The following is a 16,685-nucleotide window of genomic DNA, read 5'->3' as shown; positions in this document are numbered from 1 at the left end:
ACGGAGGATGAGAACAGCAGAAATCCCGACCGAGGGAAACCCGGCTTGCCGGGCGTTGGCAGTTTCCTTCTCCCGTGCACATGAGAGGCCATCCGGCCCGTCCGGGTTCCGTCATGTATGCGGTGGGTGAGGAGTTTCCGGCCACGTTCCGCTCGGAGGGCTCCGGAAGGGCACGTGGAGTGGGCAAGGGCTGGTTTCGATCAACCGGTCCTGAGCGGATAGTCGCCGCCCGCGAATTCTGGCTGATTTCCGCCTGCCTCCCTGCCGGCGGACATGTTCCGGAAATCCGCAGTACACATCGCTGTCACATGACCGGACCGGGAAATGCGGCGACCGCCGCGACCGGTCCGCAAGGGGAAGCATTTCTGTCCCTCGGGTGCCTGGGAAGGCAGCACCGTTGCCCCGTGTCCAGGACTTTGAGACCTACTGTCCGCCACGGCCGCCGAGGAAGACTCGTCGGCGAACGAATGACCACGCGAAGGAGCGAGTATGCCGTCGTACCTCACCCCCGGTGTATACGTGGAGGAGGTGCAGTCCGGAGCCAGGCCCATCGAGGGAGTCGGCACCGCGGTCGCAGCCTTCGTCGGTTTCGCGGAGTCCGGCCCCTTCCACCAGCCGACGCTGGTGACGAACTGGGACCAGTACGTCCAGACCTTCGGCACGTTCACCGCCGACACGTACCTGACCCCCGCGGTCTACGGCTACTTCGCCAACGGTGGTGGCGCGGCCTACATCGTGCGCATCGGCGGCCCCGCACAGGACTCGGCGCAGCAGTCCGTGTCCGGGTCGGCCGCGCCCGCCGCCCTCGGAGGGTTCCAGGTGTCCGCGCGGCCCGGCGCGAGCGCGGACCTCTCCGTCGAGGTCACCGACACCGAGGGCGAGAACCCTCCGGAGGACCGGTTCCGGCTGCTGGTGCGGCAGGCCGGCAAGGTGGTGGAGACCTACGACGTCTCCAGCCGCAAGAACGTCAAGGGCTATCTCGTCACCCAGGCACGTCAGTCCAAGCTCATCGAGGTCACCGAGCAGCCGGGGGCGACCCAGACCCGCCCCGAGAACCAGAGCCTCTCCCTCGCGCCCGCCGCCACCCCCGGAACCGGCGTCGCGCGCGTCGACCCTGCCGAGTACGTCGGCGACGCCGCCGCCCGTACGGGGTTCGCGGGACTCGAAGCGATCGACGAGATCACCATGGTCGCCGTTCCGGACCTGATGAGCGCCTACCAGCGCGGGGACATCGACGCGGAGGGCGTCAAGGCGGTCCAGCTGGCGGTGATCTCCCACTGCGAGCAGATGGGCGACCGGGTCGCCGTCCTGGACACCCCGCCGGGCATGAACGCCCAGCGCGTCCGCACCTGGCGCAACGACGACGCGGGATACGACTCGCGCTACGCGACGGTGTACTACCCCTGGCTCAAGGTCTTCGACCCGGCGACCGGCCAGAACGCCCTGGTGCCCCCGAGCGGTCACGTCGCCGGTGTCTGGGCGCGCAGCGACGGCGAGCGCGGTGTGCACAAGGCCCCCGCCAACGAGGTCATCCGCGGCGCGCTGGACCTGGAGATCCGCCTCAGCAAGGGCGAGCAGGACCTGCTCAACCCGATCGGTGTCAACTGCGTTCGCGCCTTCCCTGGGCGCGGTATCCGGATCTGGGGCGCGCGCACCCTCTCGTCCGACCCGGCCTGGCGCTACCTCAATGTGCGCCGGCTCTTCAACTACCTGGAGGAGTCGATCCTCCTGGGCACCCAGTGGGTGGTGTTCGAGCCGAACGACGACCGTCTGTGGTCGAGCATCCGGCGCAATGTCACCGCCTTCCTCACCGAGGAGTGGCGCCGGGGCGCCCTGTTCGGCCGCACGGCCGAGGAGGCGTTCTACGTCAAGTGCGACCGTGACAACAACCCGCAGGAGTCGATCGACCTCGGTCAGGTCGTGTGCGAGATCGGCGTCGCTCCGGTGAAGCCCGCGGAGTTCGTGATCTTCCGCCTCGCGCAGTTCTCCGACAGCACCAGCCTTGTCAACGAGTGACCCGACAGGGTCCGCAAACGGAACAGGTGACACAGAGTCATGGCAGAGGGCGACGCTCTTTCCACCCACGTCTTCGGCGTGCAGCTCGGCGGCTATCTCGTCGAGTCGATCCAAGAGATCAGCGGCCTGACCGTCGAGGAGGAAGTCGTCGAGGTCCGTCAGGTGACCGCCGAGGGCAAGCAGATCATCCGCAAGCAGCCCGGTGCGCGTCAGGCGGGTGAGGTGACGATCACCCGAGGACTCGACAAGAGCAGCGAGTTCACCAAATGGATCAAGGAGACGCTCAACAACGGTGCGGTCGACACCGCGCGCCAGAACCTGACCATCGAGATCAAGGACTCGAAGGGTGAGACGGTCCGGCGTATCCAGCTGATGCAGGGCTGGGCCAGCAAGTGGGAGGGCCCCTCGCTGAAGGCCGGCGAATCCAGCGCCGCCACGGAGTCGGTGACCATCACCTTCGAGGAGATCGTGGTCGAATGAGGCGCAGGACCGTTACGTCGGGCGGGCTCGACGAAGTCCTCGACAGCCTGGCGTCCGCCCCGCCCGCCGCACGGGAGGAGGCTGCTCCCGCGCAGCCTCCGGCCCGTGAACAGCAGGGGATGCGTTCGGAGTTCGAGTTCGAGCTGCCGCGCGGCTATGTCGACGACGAGGGCCAGGTCCACCGGCGCGGCTCGATGCGGCTCGCGACGGCGCGGGACGAGTTGCGCCCGCAGATCGACCTGCGGGTGAAGGAGAACCCGGCGTATCTGTCCGTGGTGCTGCTGAGCCAGGTGATCACCCAGCTCGGCACCATCACCGATGTGCACGCCGGAGTCGTCGAGCGGATGTACGCCACGGACGTGGCGTTCCTCCAGGACTTCTACCGCCGGATCAACAGCGAGGGCCACACGCACGCCGCGGTGACCTGCCCGCTGTGCCACGGGTCGTTCGAGGTGGATCTGTCGGGTGGGCGCCTGGGGGAATCGTGACGTACGCGCCCTCCCGTCTGCGGGAGGAGATCGCGTACGTCGCCTACCACTTCCACTGGCAGCGAGAGGACATCCTCGACCTCACCCACGGCGAGCGTCAGGAGTGGGTGCGGGAGATAGCGCGGATCAACACCCGCGTCAACGAAGGCGGGTGATCGTGTGGGGTTCGGAGACTGGTTCCGCCGAGGGGACCGGCAGCAGCCCGGAACGTCCTCCCCGGTCGGGGCCGGGGCCGACACCGGGCGAAGCCCGGAGCCGGAAGCCGAGCGGGGCGACAACGGGGCCTGCCGGCCGAACGGTGCTCGGGGCGGCGACTGGGACGGCGGCTGGCGGCAGGTCGCGCCGCCCACGGTGACCGTCGCCCGGTCCTCGATCGGGGTGAGCGACGGGCTGCGGTTCAGGGACGGCCTCGCCTCGTGGCAGAACCTCGCGTTCGGCGGCGAACTCGGCCATGCCGTACTGCCGTCCGCACCGGTGGGTCTCATCCATGGCGTCGCACGCCCCGGCGCCCCGCGTTCCGAGTCCCCCGGTGGACCGCTGCTGCTGCGTGCCGCCCGGACCGGTGCGGACGAGGAGGCGGAAGCCGCGACGGGCCCGACGCCCGCGACCGTCCAGCGGAAGAGCACCAAGTCGTCCTCCCGCACGCCGTCCACCCGCCCCTCGTCTCCCCGTTCCTCCGGGAGCGGGGAGACGAGGCGGCGGGCCGGAGGGGACGGCGCGACCACTCCGGAAGCCGCGGCAGGGGCGGTCCCGGCGACGGGCACGGCACCGGCCGCGACTCCGGGCCCGGCCACCACGTCGGCATCGCAGCACCCGGTGGACACCGCACCGGCACCGGTCTCGCTCCAGCGGGCCAGGCCCGCGGCCGTACGTCCTCGGCGGACCACCCCGCCGCTGATCGTTGCCCGGCGTCCGGCGATGGCACTGCGGAACATCGCCGGAATCCTTCCGCCCACGGCCTCCGCGCCGGACACGTCCGCCACCGCCACCGCCGCGCGACAGGACGTGCCTCAGCAGACCCCACCAGCCGTCGCGCCGGGTCCCGCACTGCCGTCGGACCGCACCACCCACCGTCCCGCCACCAACAGTCCCACCGCCGGCGGTCCCACCGCGGCCCCGGTGCGCCCCGCTCTGGGCAAGCCCCTGCGGGAACTGCCCACCGGGGCCGTCCCCGCAGGCCCGGCAGCGCGGGGCGGGGTCGTCCCGTCCGCCCCGGCAGGGCAACAGCCGTCGGACATGCCGGTACTTCAGCGCCAGGAATCGGACGCGGCGGCCCCGGCGGTGACCGCGCCCTCATCGGATACGACGAAGCCATCGGTACGTCAGCCGTCGTCCCCGTCGGAAGCCCGGGCCCCGGAAGCGCGCACCTCGGAAGCGCGGGCCGCGGAAGCTCGCACTTCGCAAGCCCGGGCCCCGGAAGCCCGGGCTCCACAGTCGTCGCAGCCCGACCGGCTCGGCACACAGGCTCGTGCCCGTGGCGGGATCGGCACTCCTCTTCCCGCGCTTCCGTCGACGGCCCGCGTCCGGAACGACGCTCCGCTGCTCGGCGACCGCCGTCGGACACCCCGGCCGGGAGTCGCAGCCCCGCAGCAGGGTGCGTCGCAGCAGCCTGCGCCCGCCGCACCGGCCACGCCGATGGCGACGCCCCCGAACGCGCCTTCCGAGATGCCGGTGCGCTCGTCCGTGGTATCTGCTCCGCCCAATGGGTCCGCACCGCAACCCGCGGCCGTCCAGCGTGTGGCGGACGCCTCGCGTGCCGGCACACCGATCACCCCCTCCGCCCCCTCCGCTCCCGCTCCTGTCGCACCGGTACGTGTCCGCAGGATCACCCCGGAGCGGGCGAAGGGACAGCCGGCCGGACCCGCCGCCGGTGTCCTCGGAGGGTCGACCGCGCCCGTCGTGCAGCGGTCGAGGGCTCTCCTCCCGGGCAGGTCCCTGAAGGTGAGCACCGGCTCCGGTGAGGGCTTCTCGGGGCCGACGGCAGGCAGCAACGTGCGTCCGGTCGTGGTGCCCACCTGGCGTCGCGATGTCCAGCAGCCGGGGGCCGATGCGGCGTCGCCGTCCTCGGGGCCCGGTGGTTCCCGTCCTGCCGGACCCGCTGCACCGCCCCGGCCCCGTGCGACCGCTCCGGGGCCGACGTCCGGTGGCGCGGTGCCCGAGCGGCCGACCCCCGGCGGCACCGTCCAACGCCTCGTACCCGCAAACCCGTTGCCCGGCCCCACTCGGAGCGGAACGCCCTCGGGCCGGATGTCCGCCGGTGAACCTGTTCGCGTTCCGGGGACCGGACCGGCAGCAGGTGCGGCACCCGGGGCCAGAACCGTAGCCGCACCCGATGGCGGGCCGGCCGCCGACCGGAAGACGCGCGGGCCGGCAGGCGGCGGCCCCCTCGTGCGGCTGGTACAACGTGCGGTACGCGGCGGTGCGACGACATCGCCGTCCCGCCCCGAGCCCCGTCGGCCGGAGCAGCAGCTCGCGGGGTCGCACCCCGCCCACCGTCCCGTTGTGCCGTCCGCGGCACCACGGCCCGAATCCGCCACCCCGTCCGCGTCGTCCGTGCCGTCCGTCGCTCGGCCGGTTCCGGTGGTGCGCCCGGATCCGCCCGGCCCGCACCGGCCGGGGGCGACCGTCGTGCCCGTACAGCGGATGCCGCTGCCGGTGGTGCCCGAATCCGCTGCCCCGATGACCTCCGGACCGATGGAGGGAGCCGATTCCCCCCTCCCCGGACCACCGGGGCTGGCGGTGCGGGTTCCGCAACGCGCACCGGCTCCGGCGGCAAAGGCCTCCGGCGCCGCCGGAATTCCTGGCGCCTCCGGGGCCACGGCAGAGGCGGTTCAGCGCGCGGCGGCCGCCGCCGGAATCACCGGTGTTCCGGTGCGGGCGGCTCCCGTGCAGGCCGCCCGGCAACCGGGAAGGACCGGCCCGGCCGACTCGCCTTCCGAGGAGGCTCCGGCCGCGAACCGGGTCACCGCCGCGGACATCGAGGAACTGGCCCGCCGTCTGCTCGACCCGGTGAGCCGGCTCATCCGGGCGGACATGCGCAGAGGGCGGGAGCGTACCGGGCGGCTGTACGACGGACGTCGCTGACCGCGCCCCGAACGCCAGCACACCGCACGGTATTTGGATACATCAGAGAAGAAGAGAAGCACATGACGGACAACATCTTCGCGACGAGCGTGTTCTTCAAGCTCGTCATCGGGGGCAGCGATCTGGGGGCCTTCCACACCTGCTCGGGTCTGGGCGCCGAGGTGGAGATGGAGCAGTACGCCGAGGGCGGCAACAACGGTTTCACCTGGCAGCTGCCGGGGCGGATCACCTGGACCAACATCACACTGACCCGCCCCGTCACCGCCGACACGCTCAAGATCGCACGGTGGCTGAACGAGACGATCCAGCGCGTCGAGCCCAAGGACGGCGAGATCGTCGCACTCCGTCCGGACCTCAGCCGCATCATCAGCTGGCAGGTGCACGGAATCGTGCCGGTCCGCTGGCAGGGGCCGTCCTTCGACCCCGCCAACTCCCAGGCGGCGATCGAGACGCTGGAGATCGCGCACGAGGGCCTGGAGCCGTCCTGACAACCAGTCACAGTCCACACCAGATGCAGGTAGTCAGAGAAGACCGGGAAGGAGGAGCGCCATGTCACCCGCTGTCCGTACCAGCCGTGCTCGCGCCCAGCTGACCATCATGGAACCGCCGACCACCGTCGGCGCCAAACCGGGTGGGAACCTCGCCCGGATCACCTTGCAGTTCAACCCCGCGAAGCTGTCACTGAGCAAGAGCACCGAGTGGCGTCGTACGCCGTCCCGGATGGCCGGGCAGTCCGCACTGCCCGAATTCGTGGGCAGCGGGCCCCGGGCGCTGTCCCTGGAGGTCTTCCTGGACTCCACCGCCACCCATGACAACTCGGTGGAGAAGGCGGTGGAGCAGCTGATGCTGGCATGTGTACCCACCCCCAGCAGCCTGGCCCGCAAGACGCCCGCCAGCCCCTGGGTCCGCTTCGACTGGGGCACGTCGAAGACGACCTCGTTCGACGGCGTGATGTCCAACCTGTCCGTCTCGTACACCCTGTTCGACGTCGACGGGAAGCCGTTGCGCGCCACCTGTGCCCTGTCGATCGAGGAGGCGAGCGTGGACCCTGCGGGCCAGAACCCCACGTCCGGCTCGCGGGAGGCACGTCGTACGCACCGGGTCGTCGCCGGTGACAGCCTGCCGTTGCTGGCCTGGCGGGAGTACGGTGACGCCACCGCGTGGCGCACCATCGCCGAGGCCAACGATGTCGACGACCCCATGCAGTTGATCCCCGGCACGGAGCTCGTCGTGCCCGGACTGGAAGACCACGCCCCGGAGGGCAGCCGGTGACCGCCGCCGGCCGCTCCTTCGCCGCCGACCCCATCGTCGAGGCCCCCGGTGAGCTGCCGGCGGCCTGGGCCGCCCAGCTGGTGAGCTGCGTGGTGGACGAGAACGTCGGCCTGCCGGACACCGCCGTCCTGACGTACCGCGACCCCGATCACAAACTGCTCACCGCCACCGGGCTCACCATCGGCACCCCGCTGAAGATATCCGTGGTCACCGTGCAGGAGCGGGTGCGCGAGCGGCTGTTCACCGGTGAGGTCACGGCGGTCGAGCTGGACAGCGACACCACCGGTTCGTTCACGGTGGTCCGCGCCTTCTCCAAGGCCCACCGGCTCCAGCGCGGACGGAAGGTGGTGGCCTTCCGCAACATGAGGACCGCGGACATCGTCCGCAAGGTCGCCGCGGGCGCCGGGCTGGCGTGCGGGAAGATCGAGGCCGCGCCCATCACGTACAAACAGCTCACCCAGCCCAATGTCTCGGACTGGGAGTTCCTCCAGTACCTCGCGGGCGAGAGCGGCGCGCAGGTGCGGGTGGACGACAAGGGCCTGTTGCAGTTCGTGAAGCCGAAGCCGGCGGCCTCCGCCCCCTCACCGGCCACCTCCGCCACCCGGCACCCGATGGTCCTGGAGTACGGGCGCAACCTGCTGGCCCTGCGGGCCGTGCTGACCGGAGCGGACGGGGCGGACAGCGTGGAGGTGCGCGGCTGGAACGTCGACACCAAGACGCGGCTGGTCGCCCGTGAGCAGTCCATCCGCAGTGACACGGTGTCCCCGGGGATGAGCCCGTCGCTGGCGGCCGGGGCATTCGGCCCGAACGCCCGGATGACGGTCACCGACACCCCGTACCGGACGCAGGCCGAGGCCACGGCCGTGGCCGGTTCGGTGGCTGCCTCGGTGAGCGCCGGATTCGGCGAGATCGAGGCGGTCGCCGAGGGCAATCCCCAACTGCGGGCGGGCGAGCCGGTGGCTCTCGGCAACGTCGGACCCGCGTTCGCCGGGCGCTACACGGCGACCGCCGCGCACCACGTACTGGAACCCAACGGCGGCTACCGCACGACCGTGCTGGTGAGTGCGGCCCCCGACCGCTCCCTGGCGGGACTGACCAGCGGCGCGAACGCGCCCTCGCGCGGCCCGCGCATGCCGGGTCTCGCGATCGGTGTGGTCACCGACATCCGTGAGGGCAAGGCCGAACGGGGCTGGGTCAGGCTGAAGTTCCCCTGGCTCGACGACACCTATGTGACCGACTGGGTCCGTACGGTGCAGTGGGGCGGCCAGGGCGGTGGCGGGGTGTTCAGTCCCGAGGTCAACGACGAGGTGCTGGTCGGGTTCGAGCAGGGGCTGCTGGACAGCCCGTATGTGCTCGGCGGTCTCTACAACGGGGTCGACAAGCCCTCTCCGCACGACGTGCCGCTGGTCGACCCGACCAGCGGAAAGGTCAACCGCCGTTCCCTGGTGTCCCGTTCGGGCAACCGGCTGGAGCTGCTGGACGCCCCCCGCGGACCGTCCGGTGTCCGGCTGGCCACCGGTGACAAACGGGTCGAGGTCACCCTGGACGAGCGGCGGAGCGAGATCGCGCTGACGGTGTACGCCCGCGGCGGCACCCGGGCGCTGAGCTCCGTGACGCTCTCCGCGTCAGGGATCACACTCGACGCCGGAACGGGCGACGTGAACATCAAGGGCAGTTCGGTGACCGTCAACGGCAAGACCGGGGTCACGATCGACGGCGGACTGCTCGGCGTGCTCAAGGCCAAGCTCATCAGGATCAACTGACGCCCCACCGACCGCCCGACATCCACTGAAGTCCCTTTCCCAGCAAGGAGAACACCGACCATGCCCCCCGCAGCCCGCACGGGCGACAGCACCGCCCACGGCGGCCTCATCGGCACCCCGCCCCCGGGTGCGGTGGCCGTCGCCACTGTGCTGATCGGTGGCCGGCCGGCGGCCGTCACCGGGAGCCTTCACGTGTGCGTCGTTCCCCCGCACGCCGCGCTCGGGCCGGGGAACGTGATCATGCCCAGTCCGGCCGCCGCGGTCACCGGTCAGGTCCTGATCGGCGGACTCCCCGCCGCCCGGATGCGGGACAACACCAGCTGCGGCGCGCCCATCATCAGCGGTGCGCTGAACGTACTGATCGGGGGCCCGATGTGAGTGGCAGCGGATTCATCGGACGCGGCTGGGGCTTCCCGCTGCGGGTCGGCGCCACGGGCGGCATCGGCATGGTCGAGCGGGACCGGGAGATCGAGGAGGCGATGGGGCTGGTGCTCGGCACGGCGCCGGGCGAGCGGCCGATGCGCCCGGAGTTCGGCTGCGGCATCCATGACTACGTCTTCGCACCCGGTGACGGCGCCACCGCCGGGCGCATCGCCCACGAGGTCCGCACCTCGCTGGAGCGGTGGGAGCCGCGCATCGAGGTGACGGATGTGGTGATCGCGTTCGACGCCATCGAGGAGGGCACCTTGTACATCGACGTGCACTACACCGTGCGGGCCACGAACGACCTGCGCAACCTCGTCTTCCCCTTCTACACCATTCCGTCCTCCGAGGGCTCCGAAGAACCGGGAGTGCGCTGATGGCCCTGCCCTCACCCAACCTGGACGACCGCCGCTTCCAGCAGCTCGTCGACGAGGCCAAGCGGTACGTCCAGCAGCGCTCACCCGAGTGGACCGACCACAATGTGTCGGACCCCGGGGTCACGCTCATCGAGACGTTCGCGTACATGGTCGACCAGCTGCTGTACCGGCTGAACCGGGTGCCGGACAAGAACTACTCGGCCTTCCTGGACCTCCTGGGCATCACCCTCTTCCCGCCGACGGTGGCGCGGGCGGAGGTCGACTTCTGGCTGTCCGCGCCGCAGCCGGAGACCGTGCGGCTCCCGGCGGGCACGGAGGTCGCCACCTCGCGCGGCGAGTCCGAGGAAGCGGTGGTGTTCTCCACCTCCGAAGAGCTGCCGATCGTGCCGAGTTCACTGGTCCGGCTGGTCACCGCGCCGGTGTCCGGCGACCAGACCGACCGCACCGCACCGCTCGGCGCCGGCAAGGACATCCCGTGCTTCCAGCCCCGCCCGGAGCCCGGTGACGCCATGCTGTTCGGGCTGCCCACCGCCGTGCCCCGCTGCATCGTCGCGGTACGCCTGGACAGCCGGGTGGAGGGCGTCGGCGTCGACCCGCGCCAGCCCCCGCTGGTGTGGGAGGCGTGGGACGGTGCCCGCTGGGTCACCTGCCGGACCGGCACCGACAGCACCGGCGGGCTCAACAGGCCCGGCGAGGTGATCGTGTTCGTCCCTGCCGGACACACCGCCTCGGTGACCGCGGGGACCCGGGCGGGATGGCTGCGCTGCCGGGTCACCGCACCGGAACCGGGCCAGCCCTTCTACTCCGAGTCACCGACGATCCGGGAGGCCGAGGTGTTCACCGTCGGCGGCACGGCGGACGTCGAACACGCGGAGACCGTCCTCGACGTCCCGCTCGGCACCTCCGAAGGCGTCGCCGGGCAGCGGTTCTCCGTGAGCAGGGCTCCGCTGCTGCTGGACGGGGAGCCGCCGGTCGTCCAGGTGTCCTCCGCGGACGGCTGGCAGAACTGGACCGCGGTGGAGCACTTCGGTGCCTCCTCGCCGCACGACCGGCATGTGCGGATCGACGCCGTTTCCGGCGAGTTCGCCTTCCCGCCGGAGGTACGCGAACCGGACGGAACGATGCGGGCCTACGGAGCGGTGCCCGAGAAGGGCGCTCAGCTGAGGATCCCGCGCTACCGGACCGGCGGCGGGGCGGCCGGGAACGTGGCCCGGGGCGCGATCAGTGTGCTGCGCAGCTCGGTGCCGTACGTGGCGGGCGTGGACAACCGCGAGGCGGCCCGGGGCGGGGTCGACGGCGAGACCGTGGAGAACGCGAAGGTCCGGGCGCCCAACATCCTGCGGGTGCAGGAACGGGCGGTCACCGCCGGGGACTACGAGGCCGTGGCCCGCGAGGCCGCGCCTTCGCTGCGCAGGGTCCGGTGCCTGCCCGCCGTCGCGGGCGAAGCGGGCGCGGTACGGGTCCTGGTGGTGCCCGACGCGGTCGCCGACGAGGGCGGACAGCTCCGGTTCGAGCAGCTGATCCCGTCGGACCCGGTGCTCGCGGCCGTCACGGAGCGGCTCGACGAACGGCGGCTGGTCGGTACCCGGCTGGTGGTGGAACCGCCCGCGTACCAAGGAGTGACCGTGGTCGCCAGGCTGGTGACGGCCGGCGGCGACGCGGACCGGGTCCGGGCGGACGCGGTCGCGGCGCTGTTCCGCCACATCGACCCGCTGCGGGGCGGGGCGGACGGTACCGGGTGGCCATTCGGCAGGCCGGTGCAGTACGGCGAGATCTTCGCCGTGCTCCAGGGCGTGCCGGGGGTGTCCCTGGTGGAGGAGGTACGGATGTTCCCCGCGGACCCGATCACCGGCCGGCGCGGCGGGGCGGTGCAGCGGATCGACGTCGCCCCGGGCGCCCTGGTCTTCTCGCACCAGCACCAGGTGGAGGTCATCGCGAGCGTGGCCGGTGACGGCTCATGACCAGAGCCGCGGTTCCGGGACTCGCCAGCCGCTACCCGATCGGCGGGCTGCTGCCCGCGCTGTACGCCGACGACGACCTGGCCCAGCGGTTCACCGCGGGCCTCGACACCGTACTGGCGCCCGTCCTGTCCACCCTGGACAACCTCCCGGCCTACTTCGACCCGTCGCTGGCACCGGCCGACTTCCTGCCCTGGCTGTCGTCCTGGGTGGCCGCCGACATCGATCCGGCGTGGCCCGAGGGGCTGCGGCGGGCCGTCGTCGCGCGCGCCGTCGAACTGCACCGCCGTCGCGGCACCCGTCGCGGCCTGGTCGAGCACCTCCGGCTCTGTTTCGGCGTGGGCGCCGATGTCCAGGACGGCGGCGGCGCCACATGGTCGTCCCGGCCGGGCGCGGAGCTGCCTCCGCCGCCGACCGGAGAACTGCTGGTCCGCGTCTGGGCGTTGCACGGCGGCCCGGTGGACGCGAACCGTGTCCTGGACGTCGTCGCGGCCTCGTGCCCCGTACACCTCACATGCCGGGTGGAGATCCTGCCGGGCCCGCCAGACGAGACAGGAGGCTGACACGATGCGTTCGTGTCCGGCATGCGGTTCGGCCAACCGCGAGGACGACGAATTCTGCGGCAACTGCGGTTCCTACCTGGGCTGGTCGTCCAGGGCGCCGCAGAACGCGCCCGCGGCGGAACCCACCGCCCCCGCCCGGCCCACCGAACCGACGGGCCCGCCGGCCGAGCCCGCGGCCGGAACCCCGGCCGAGCCCGTGACCCGCCCCGCTCCCGCCCCTGAGCCGGAGGCCCCGCCGGCCGGGGACCGGCCCACGCCGCGCCCCGAGCCGACGGCACGACCGGAGCGCTCGCGTGCACCGGAGCCCGCCGCGGCGCCGCCCGCACAGCCCGTACCGGCACCGGAGCCGGCCCCGCGACCGGCGCCGCCCGCCGTCGTACGGCCGGAACCACCGGCGCAGCCCGCTCCTGTCCGGCCGCAGGCACCGCAACCGTCGCAGCCGACGGAACCGGACGAGCCCGTGGTCGCGGTGCAGCCGGCCAGGCCGGTCGTCCGGCGGCCCGTCGTGAGGCCCGTGACGGAGAGCGAGGAACCGGACGGGCCGCCGTGCCCGGCATGCGGGACCCCGAACCTGCCGGGACGCAAGTTCTGCCGCCGCTGCGCCGCACCGCTGCAGACCAGGGAGCAGCCAGCGCCGCTGCCGTGGTGGCGTACGGTGTGGCCGTTCCGCCGCCGGGTGCGCAGCGGATCGGGCCGGGCGCTGCGGCGGACCGTGCTGGTGCTGGTGGTCGTCGGGCTGCTGTTCGCGGGCTTCCTGCTCGTGCCGGCCGGACGCTACGTCTTCGAGGACGTACGGGACAAGCTCGGCGGAACGGCGGAGATCAGCCCGACCGGGGTCACCGCGAGCGCACAGGCTCCCGGCCATCCGGCGTCCGCCGCCGTCGACGGACTGACCAACAAGTACTGGGGGGCACCCACGCTCGGCTCGTCGCTGACGTGCACCTTCGACAAGCCGTTCCGGCTGGTCGGCGTCGTGGTGTACCCCGGTGTGTCGACGGAGCCCGAGGAATTCCGGAAGGGAGCCAGGCCCACCCGGGCCGATGTGATCATCACCTCGGCGGATGGTGAGGTCCATGAGAAGACGATGACGCTCACCGACAAGCCGGGCCGGCAGACGATGCGGACCGGCATCAGCGACGTCGTCTCCGTACGGCTCGTGCTGAGGGCCGCGTCCGGTCAGGGCGCGGGGCGGCCGATCGCGATCGGGGAGGTCGAGATCTTCAAGCGCACCTGAGGCCGGACACCACCCGGGACAGGCCGGGCAGCGACGCTCCGGCCTGCCCGGCCTGCTCCCGGGAGGCGTTACCCGGCGCGCCCGTCCAGCAACTGCTCGGGCACGAACCCGGCTTCCGCGAGCCGCTGCCACAGCTCGTCCGGGACCGGGAATCGGGCAGCCGCCGCGTTCGCCGTCACCTCGGCCGCCGAACGGCAGCCGAGTACGACCGAGCCGACGGCGTCGTGCAGCAGCGGGAACTGGATGGCGGCTGCGGGGAGCGGCACCTCGTACGCCTCGCACAGCGCCCGGCACCGCCGTGCCCGCTCCAGTTCCTCCGTGGGAACCGGCCGGTAGTTGAACATGGCGCCGGGCGACGGGTCGGCCAGCAGCCCGGTGTTGAAGACGCCGCCGACGACCACCGCCGTGCCCGTCCTGGCGCACAGCGGCAGCAGGGTGGTGAGCGCCTCGTGGTCGAGGAGTGAGAAGCGGCCCGCGATGAGTACGACGTCGACGTCGAACTCCGCCACGTACGCCGCGAGCGGCCCGCTGTGGTTCATGCCGAATCCGATCGCCCGGATCAGCCCCTCGTCACGCAGCTTGCGCACCGCCGGATACGCCGTGCGGCGTATCTCGTCCGGGTAGTCGTCCGGGTCGTGCAGATAGAGGATGTCGACGCTGGAGCGGCCCAGGCGGGTCAGGCTCGACTCCAGGGACTCGCGGATGCCGCGCTCGGTCCAGTCGGTGACCACCTCACCGGGTGAGCCGTCCGGCCGGGGGCGCAGCAGCCAGCCCGTCTTGGTGGAGATCACCGGGCCGGTGTCCCCGGACGGGGGCAGCAGGCGGCCCAGGCGCTGTTCGGCGAGGCCGTGTCCGTAGCGGGGCGCGGTGTCGAAGTACGTGATCCCCGCCTCGGCGGCGGCCTTGAGGGTCGCGGCGGCGTCCTGCTCGGTGACCTCCTCGAAGAGCCCGCCCAGGGGGGCGGTGCCGATACCGAGACGGGGCAGGGCGAAGGGCAGCCGGCTCGTTGCGGTGGTGTCGGTCATGCCGTCTCCCACGGGGAGGCACAGGCCGCGCGGTTCGCGCGCAGCGTCATGGTCAGGGTCAGCCGGATCCTTGAGTTCCCGGGAAGGCCGACGCGGCAGTACGGTCCGTCGACCGGCCGCTCGGGTCCGTCGTCCACACGGACGGTGGCGACGTGGTGCTCGGCGAACGATCCCGCCTGCACCAGCAGGGAGCGCGCCGCACCGCCGAGGTTGAGCAGCTCCACCACCGTGTGGTCCGGGCGGATGTCGGAGACCAGCGCGGCGACGTCCTGCGGCAGGCCGGGGCGGTGGGCCTCCGCGTCGTGGTAGCGCACATGCAGTTGGGCGAGGCCGCCGTTGTAGAGGACCTGCGGTGAGCCCGTGGTCAGCTGCAACAAGGCTTCCGTCACCACGGGGTTGAGGTGTTGCCAGTGGTGGATGTCCAGGGCGTCGGGGCCGACGGCAGGGTCGACGCCGTCGTTCTCGATGGCCTCGACCCGCTCGGCGCAGCTCGCGAGCGCGCTGCGCAGCATCCGCTCGGGGAAGTGCGGGTTCCGCCCGTGCAGGTATTCGTACCAGGGTTCCTCGTGCCCGGCCTCGTCCTTGATCCGCTGGGTGTGCACGGCGGTCCAGTCCCAGTGGGACCCGGCGCGCAGCTGCTCGATCCGGTCCCGGTCGGCCTGCTCACGGCTGAAGTGCCACAGCGCGAGCGGGAGCTGACCCGGCATGACGGTGAAGTCGAACCAGCCGGAGTCGTTGTGCCGCTGCGGCACCATCAGGGTGCGCCCGGCCGTCATCGCGCGCAGGTGCGGCTCCCAGCGCTCGCCCAGGGTGCCCATCCCGTCGGCGCCACGCTGCTCGGCGTGGCGCAGCACCGCGTCGAGCGGATTGCGGGCGAGGTCCAGGAAGCCCCGGTCCCCGGTGAGGAGCGTCGCGTTGGCGGCGCCGATGACGGTGGCGCTGCCGACGGGGGACAGGCCGTGCGGCCACGACCAGCCGTAGTGGCCGCCGTACCAGCGGCCGTCCAGGTACTCGCCCACCACACCGTTCAGGCCGACGTTGTCGGGCACGACGTCGCGGCCCGCCAGCCGCTCCTGCCACACGCCGACGTACTCGGCCACCCAGTCCGCGTAGCGCTGTTCCCCGCTGAGCAGGAAGGCGTTGGTGGCGAGACCGGTGGCGCCGAGGTTCACGATCGTGTCACCCCGGCCCATCCGCTCCCACATCGCGCGGCCGTAAGCGCGGGCACGCTCGGGCGACGCCGCCAGGTCGTCGAAGGACGCGACGTCGTCGACGCCGTCCAGCGGCAGACCGTACGGGCGCAGGGCCAGGCTCCACGGGAAGTACGCCTCCTCGTCGCTGAAGCCGAAGCGCGGGCCCGCCGAGCCGTTGTGCGGGGCGCGCAGGAGGCGGTGCCCGGGGTCGTAGTTGGGGCCGCCGGGAAGGTAGAAGTCGGCGAAGCGGAGCGCGAGTTCGCGCAGCTCCGCGTCGTGCGGGTCGGCCAGGCACAGGCCGTAGAAGAGGAGCAGGCCCTCGCCCTGGTGGAACCAGTCGTAACCGCGCTCCAGACCGTCAGAGAGCATCCCCATCTCGGTGAGCTGCGCGGTGACTCCGCGCCAGTGCCGCCGCGCGGCGGTCAGCAGCTCCGCGCTGCCGCCGAGCAGATAGAGCGTCGGCCAGTTGAAGAACGGCTCGTAGAAGTCGTCCACGCCGTCCCGGCCGTCCATGCCCTGCCCGAGCGTGTCGCGGAAGACGAGGCGCCCGTCTCCCTCGGTGTAGCGGTCGGCGAAGAGTCGCCATGCCTTGTCCTGGACCGCGAACAACTCCCTTTCCAAATGAGCCCACTCGGGGACCTCGCTGACGCGCCGGGTCGCGGTCAGCAGAGGACCGTGCGCCCCGCCCGTGCTGTGCGCGTCGCCGGTTCGTTCAGGCCTGAGCATCGAGAACACCTGCACCCTCGTCATGTACGGATTGAACAATCGCCCATCGATAGCCGATAGTTAGACTCATGGGAGGGGAGCCG

At 72.0% G+C, this 16,685-nt stretch carries 15 protein-coding genes; 13 read left to right on the top strand and 2 right to left on the bottom strand.

Annotated features, from left to right (window positions below; translation table 11 throughout):
- Positions 1-489: 489 nt before the first annotated feature.
- The 13 genes from AB0D53_RS28925 to AB0D53_RS28865 all read left to right on the top strand — a co-directional run bounded on the left by AB0D53_RS28925 (position 490) and on the right by AB0D53_RS28865 (position 13,658).
- On the top strand, positions 490-2,016 hold the full coding sequence (locus AB0D53_RS28925; protein WP_362451891.1) for a phage tail sheath family protein: 1,527 nt from the start codon (positions 490-492) through the stop codon (positions 2,014-2,016).
- Between the two features lie 39 nt (positions 2,017-2,055).
- Positions 2,056-2,496 (top strand): phage tail protein, encoded by a 441-nt coding sequence (locus tag AB0D53_RS28920; RefSeq protein ID WP_072486912.1) that lies wholly within the window; start codon positions 2,056-2,058, stop codon positions 2,494-2,496.
- A complete protein-coding gene (locus AB0D53_RS28915; protein WP_329816662.1) occupies positions 2,493-2,984 on the top strand; it encodes a hypothetical protein in 492 nt (163 codons plus the stop codon). The genes AB0D53_RS28920 and AB0D53_RS28915 overlap by 4 nt, the downstream gene beginning before the upstream one ends.
- Positions 2,981-3,139 carry a DUF6760 family protein gene (locus AB0D53_RS28910; protein WP_177328192.1) on the top strand — a complete coding sequence of 53 codons (159 nt, stop codon included), beginning with the start codon at positions 2,981-2,983 and terminating at the stop codon, positions 3,137-3,139. Before AB0D53_RS28915 ends, AB0D53_RS28910 begins: the two co-directional genes overlap by 4 nt.
- A 2,524-nt stretch (positions 3,140-5,663) precedes the next feature.
- A complete protein-coding gene (locus AB0D53_RS28905; protein WP_362451887.1) occupies positions 5,664-6,068 on the top strand; it encodes a hypothetical protein in 405 nt (134 codons plus the stop codon).
- 62 nt (positions 6,069-6,130) lie between these two features.
- Positions 6,131-6,556 (top strand): phage tail protein, encoded by a 426-nt coding sequence (locus AB0D53_RS28900; RefSeq protein WP_072486909.1) that lies wholly within the window; start codon positions 6,131-6,133, stop codon positions 6,554-6,556.
- Positions 6,557-6,617: 61 nt separating this feature from the next.
- Entirely contained in the window at positions 6,618-7,340 is a 723-nt protein-coding gene (locus AB0D53_RS28895; RefSeq protein WP_329816658.1) for a LysM peptidoglycan-binding domain-containing protein, read from the top strand.
- Entirely contained in the window at positions 7,337-9,103 is a 1,767-nt protein-coding gene (locus AB0D53_RS28890) for a VgrG-related protein (protein WP_362451883.1), read from the top strand. The genes AB0D53_RS28895 and AB0D53_RS28890 overlap by 4 nt, the downstream gene beginning before the upstream one ends.
- Before the next feature lie 60 nt (positions 9,104-9,163).
- Positions 9,164-9,481, top strand: coding sequence for a PAAR domain-containing protein (locus tag AB0D53_RS28885; protein ID WP_362451881.1), 318 nt, complete (start codon positions 9,164-9,166; stop codon positions 9,479-9,481).
- The gene (locus AB0D53_RS28880; protein WP_362451878.1) at positions 9,478-9,903 is read left to right on the top strand and encodes a GPW/gp25 family protein; all 426 of its coding nucleotides are present in this window, start codon (positions 9,478-9,480) and stop codon (positions 9,901-9,903) included. The genes AB0D53_RS28885 and AB0D53_RS28880 overlap by 4 nt, the downstream gene beginning before the upstream one ends.
- Positions 9,903-11,864 carry a putative baseplate assembly protein gene (locus AB0D53_RS28875; RefSeq protein ID WP_362451875.1) on the top strand — a complete coding sequence of 654 codons (1,962 nt, stop codon included), beginning with the start codon at positions 9,903-9,905 and terminating at the stop codon, positions 11,862-11,864. The genes AB0D53_RS28880 and AB0D53_RS28875 overlap by 1 nt, the downstream gene beginning before the upstream one ends.
- Positions 11,861-12,424 (top strand): phage tail protein I, encoded by a 564-nt coding sequence (locus AB0D53_RS28870; protein ID WP_329816653.1) that lies wholly within the window; start codon positions 11,861-11,863, stop codon positions 12,422-12,424. The genes AB0D53_RS28875 and AB0D53_RS28870 overlap by 4 nt, the downstream gene beginning before the upstream one ends.
- A 4-nt stretch (positions 12,425-12,428) precedes the next feature.
- Entirely contained in the window at positions 12,429-13,658 is a 1,230-nt protein-coding gene (locus AB0D53_RS28865; RefSeq protein WP_362451873.1) for a zinc ribbon domain-containing protein, read from the top strand.
- Positions 13,659-13,726: 68 nt separating this feature from the next.
- Here the strand turns inward: AB0D53_RS28865 and AB0D53_RS28860 are convergent, their stop codons facing one another.
- On the bottom strand, positions 13,727-14,683 hold the full coding sequence (locus AB0D53_RS28860) for an aldo/keto reductase (protein WP_362451871.1): 957 nt from the start codon (positions 14,681-14,683) through the stop codon (positions 13,727-13,729).
- Positions 14,680-16,626, bottom strand: a complete 1,947-nt coding sequence (locus AB0D53_RS28855; RefSeq protein ID WP_362451869.1) for a hypothetical protein — start codon at positions 16,624-16,626, stop codon at positions 14,680-14,682. Before AB0D53_RS28855 ends, AB0D53_RS28860 begins: the two co-directional genes overlap by 4 nt.
- Positions 16,627-16,685 lie beyond the last annotated feature (59 nt).

It is taken from the genome of Streptomyces sp. NPDC048295, assembly GCF_040652135.1.
In the GTDB taxonomy this organism is placed as follows: domain Bacteria; phylum Actinomycetota; class Actinomycetes; order Streptomycetales; family Streptomycetaceae; genus Streptomyces.
This window is presented reverse-complemented; position numbering and strand designations above follow the sequence as displayed.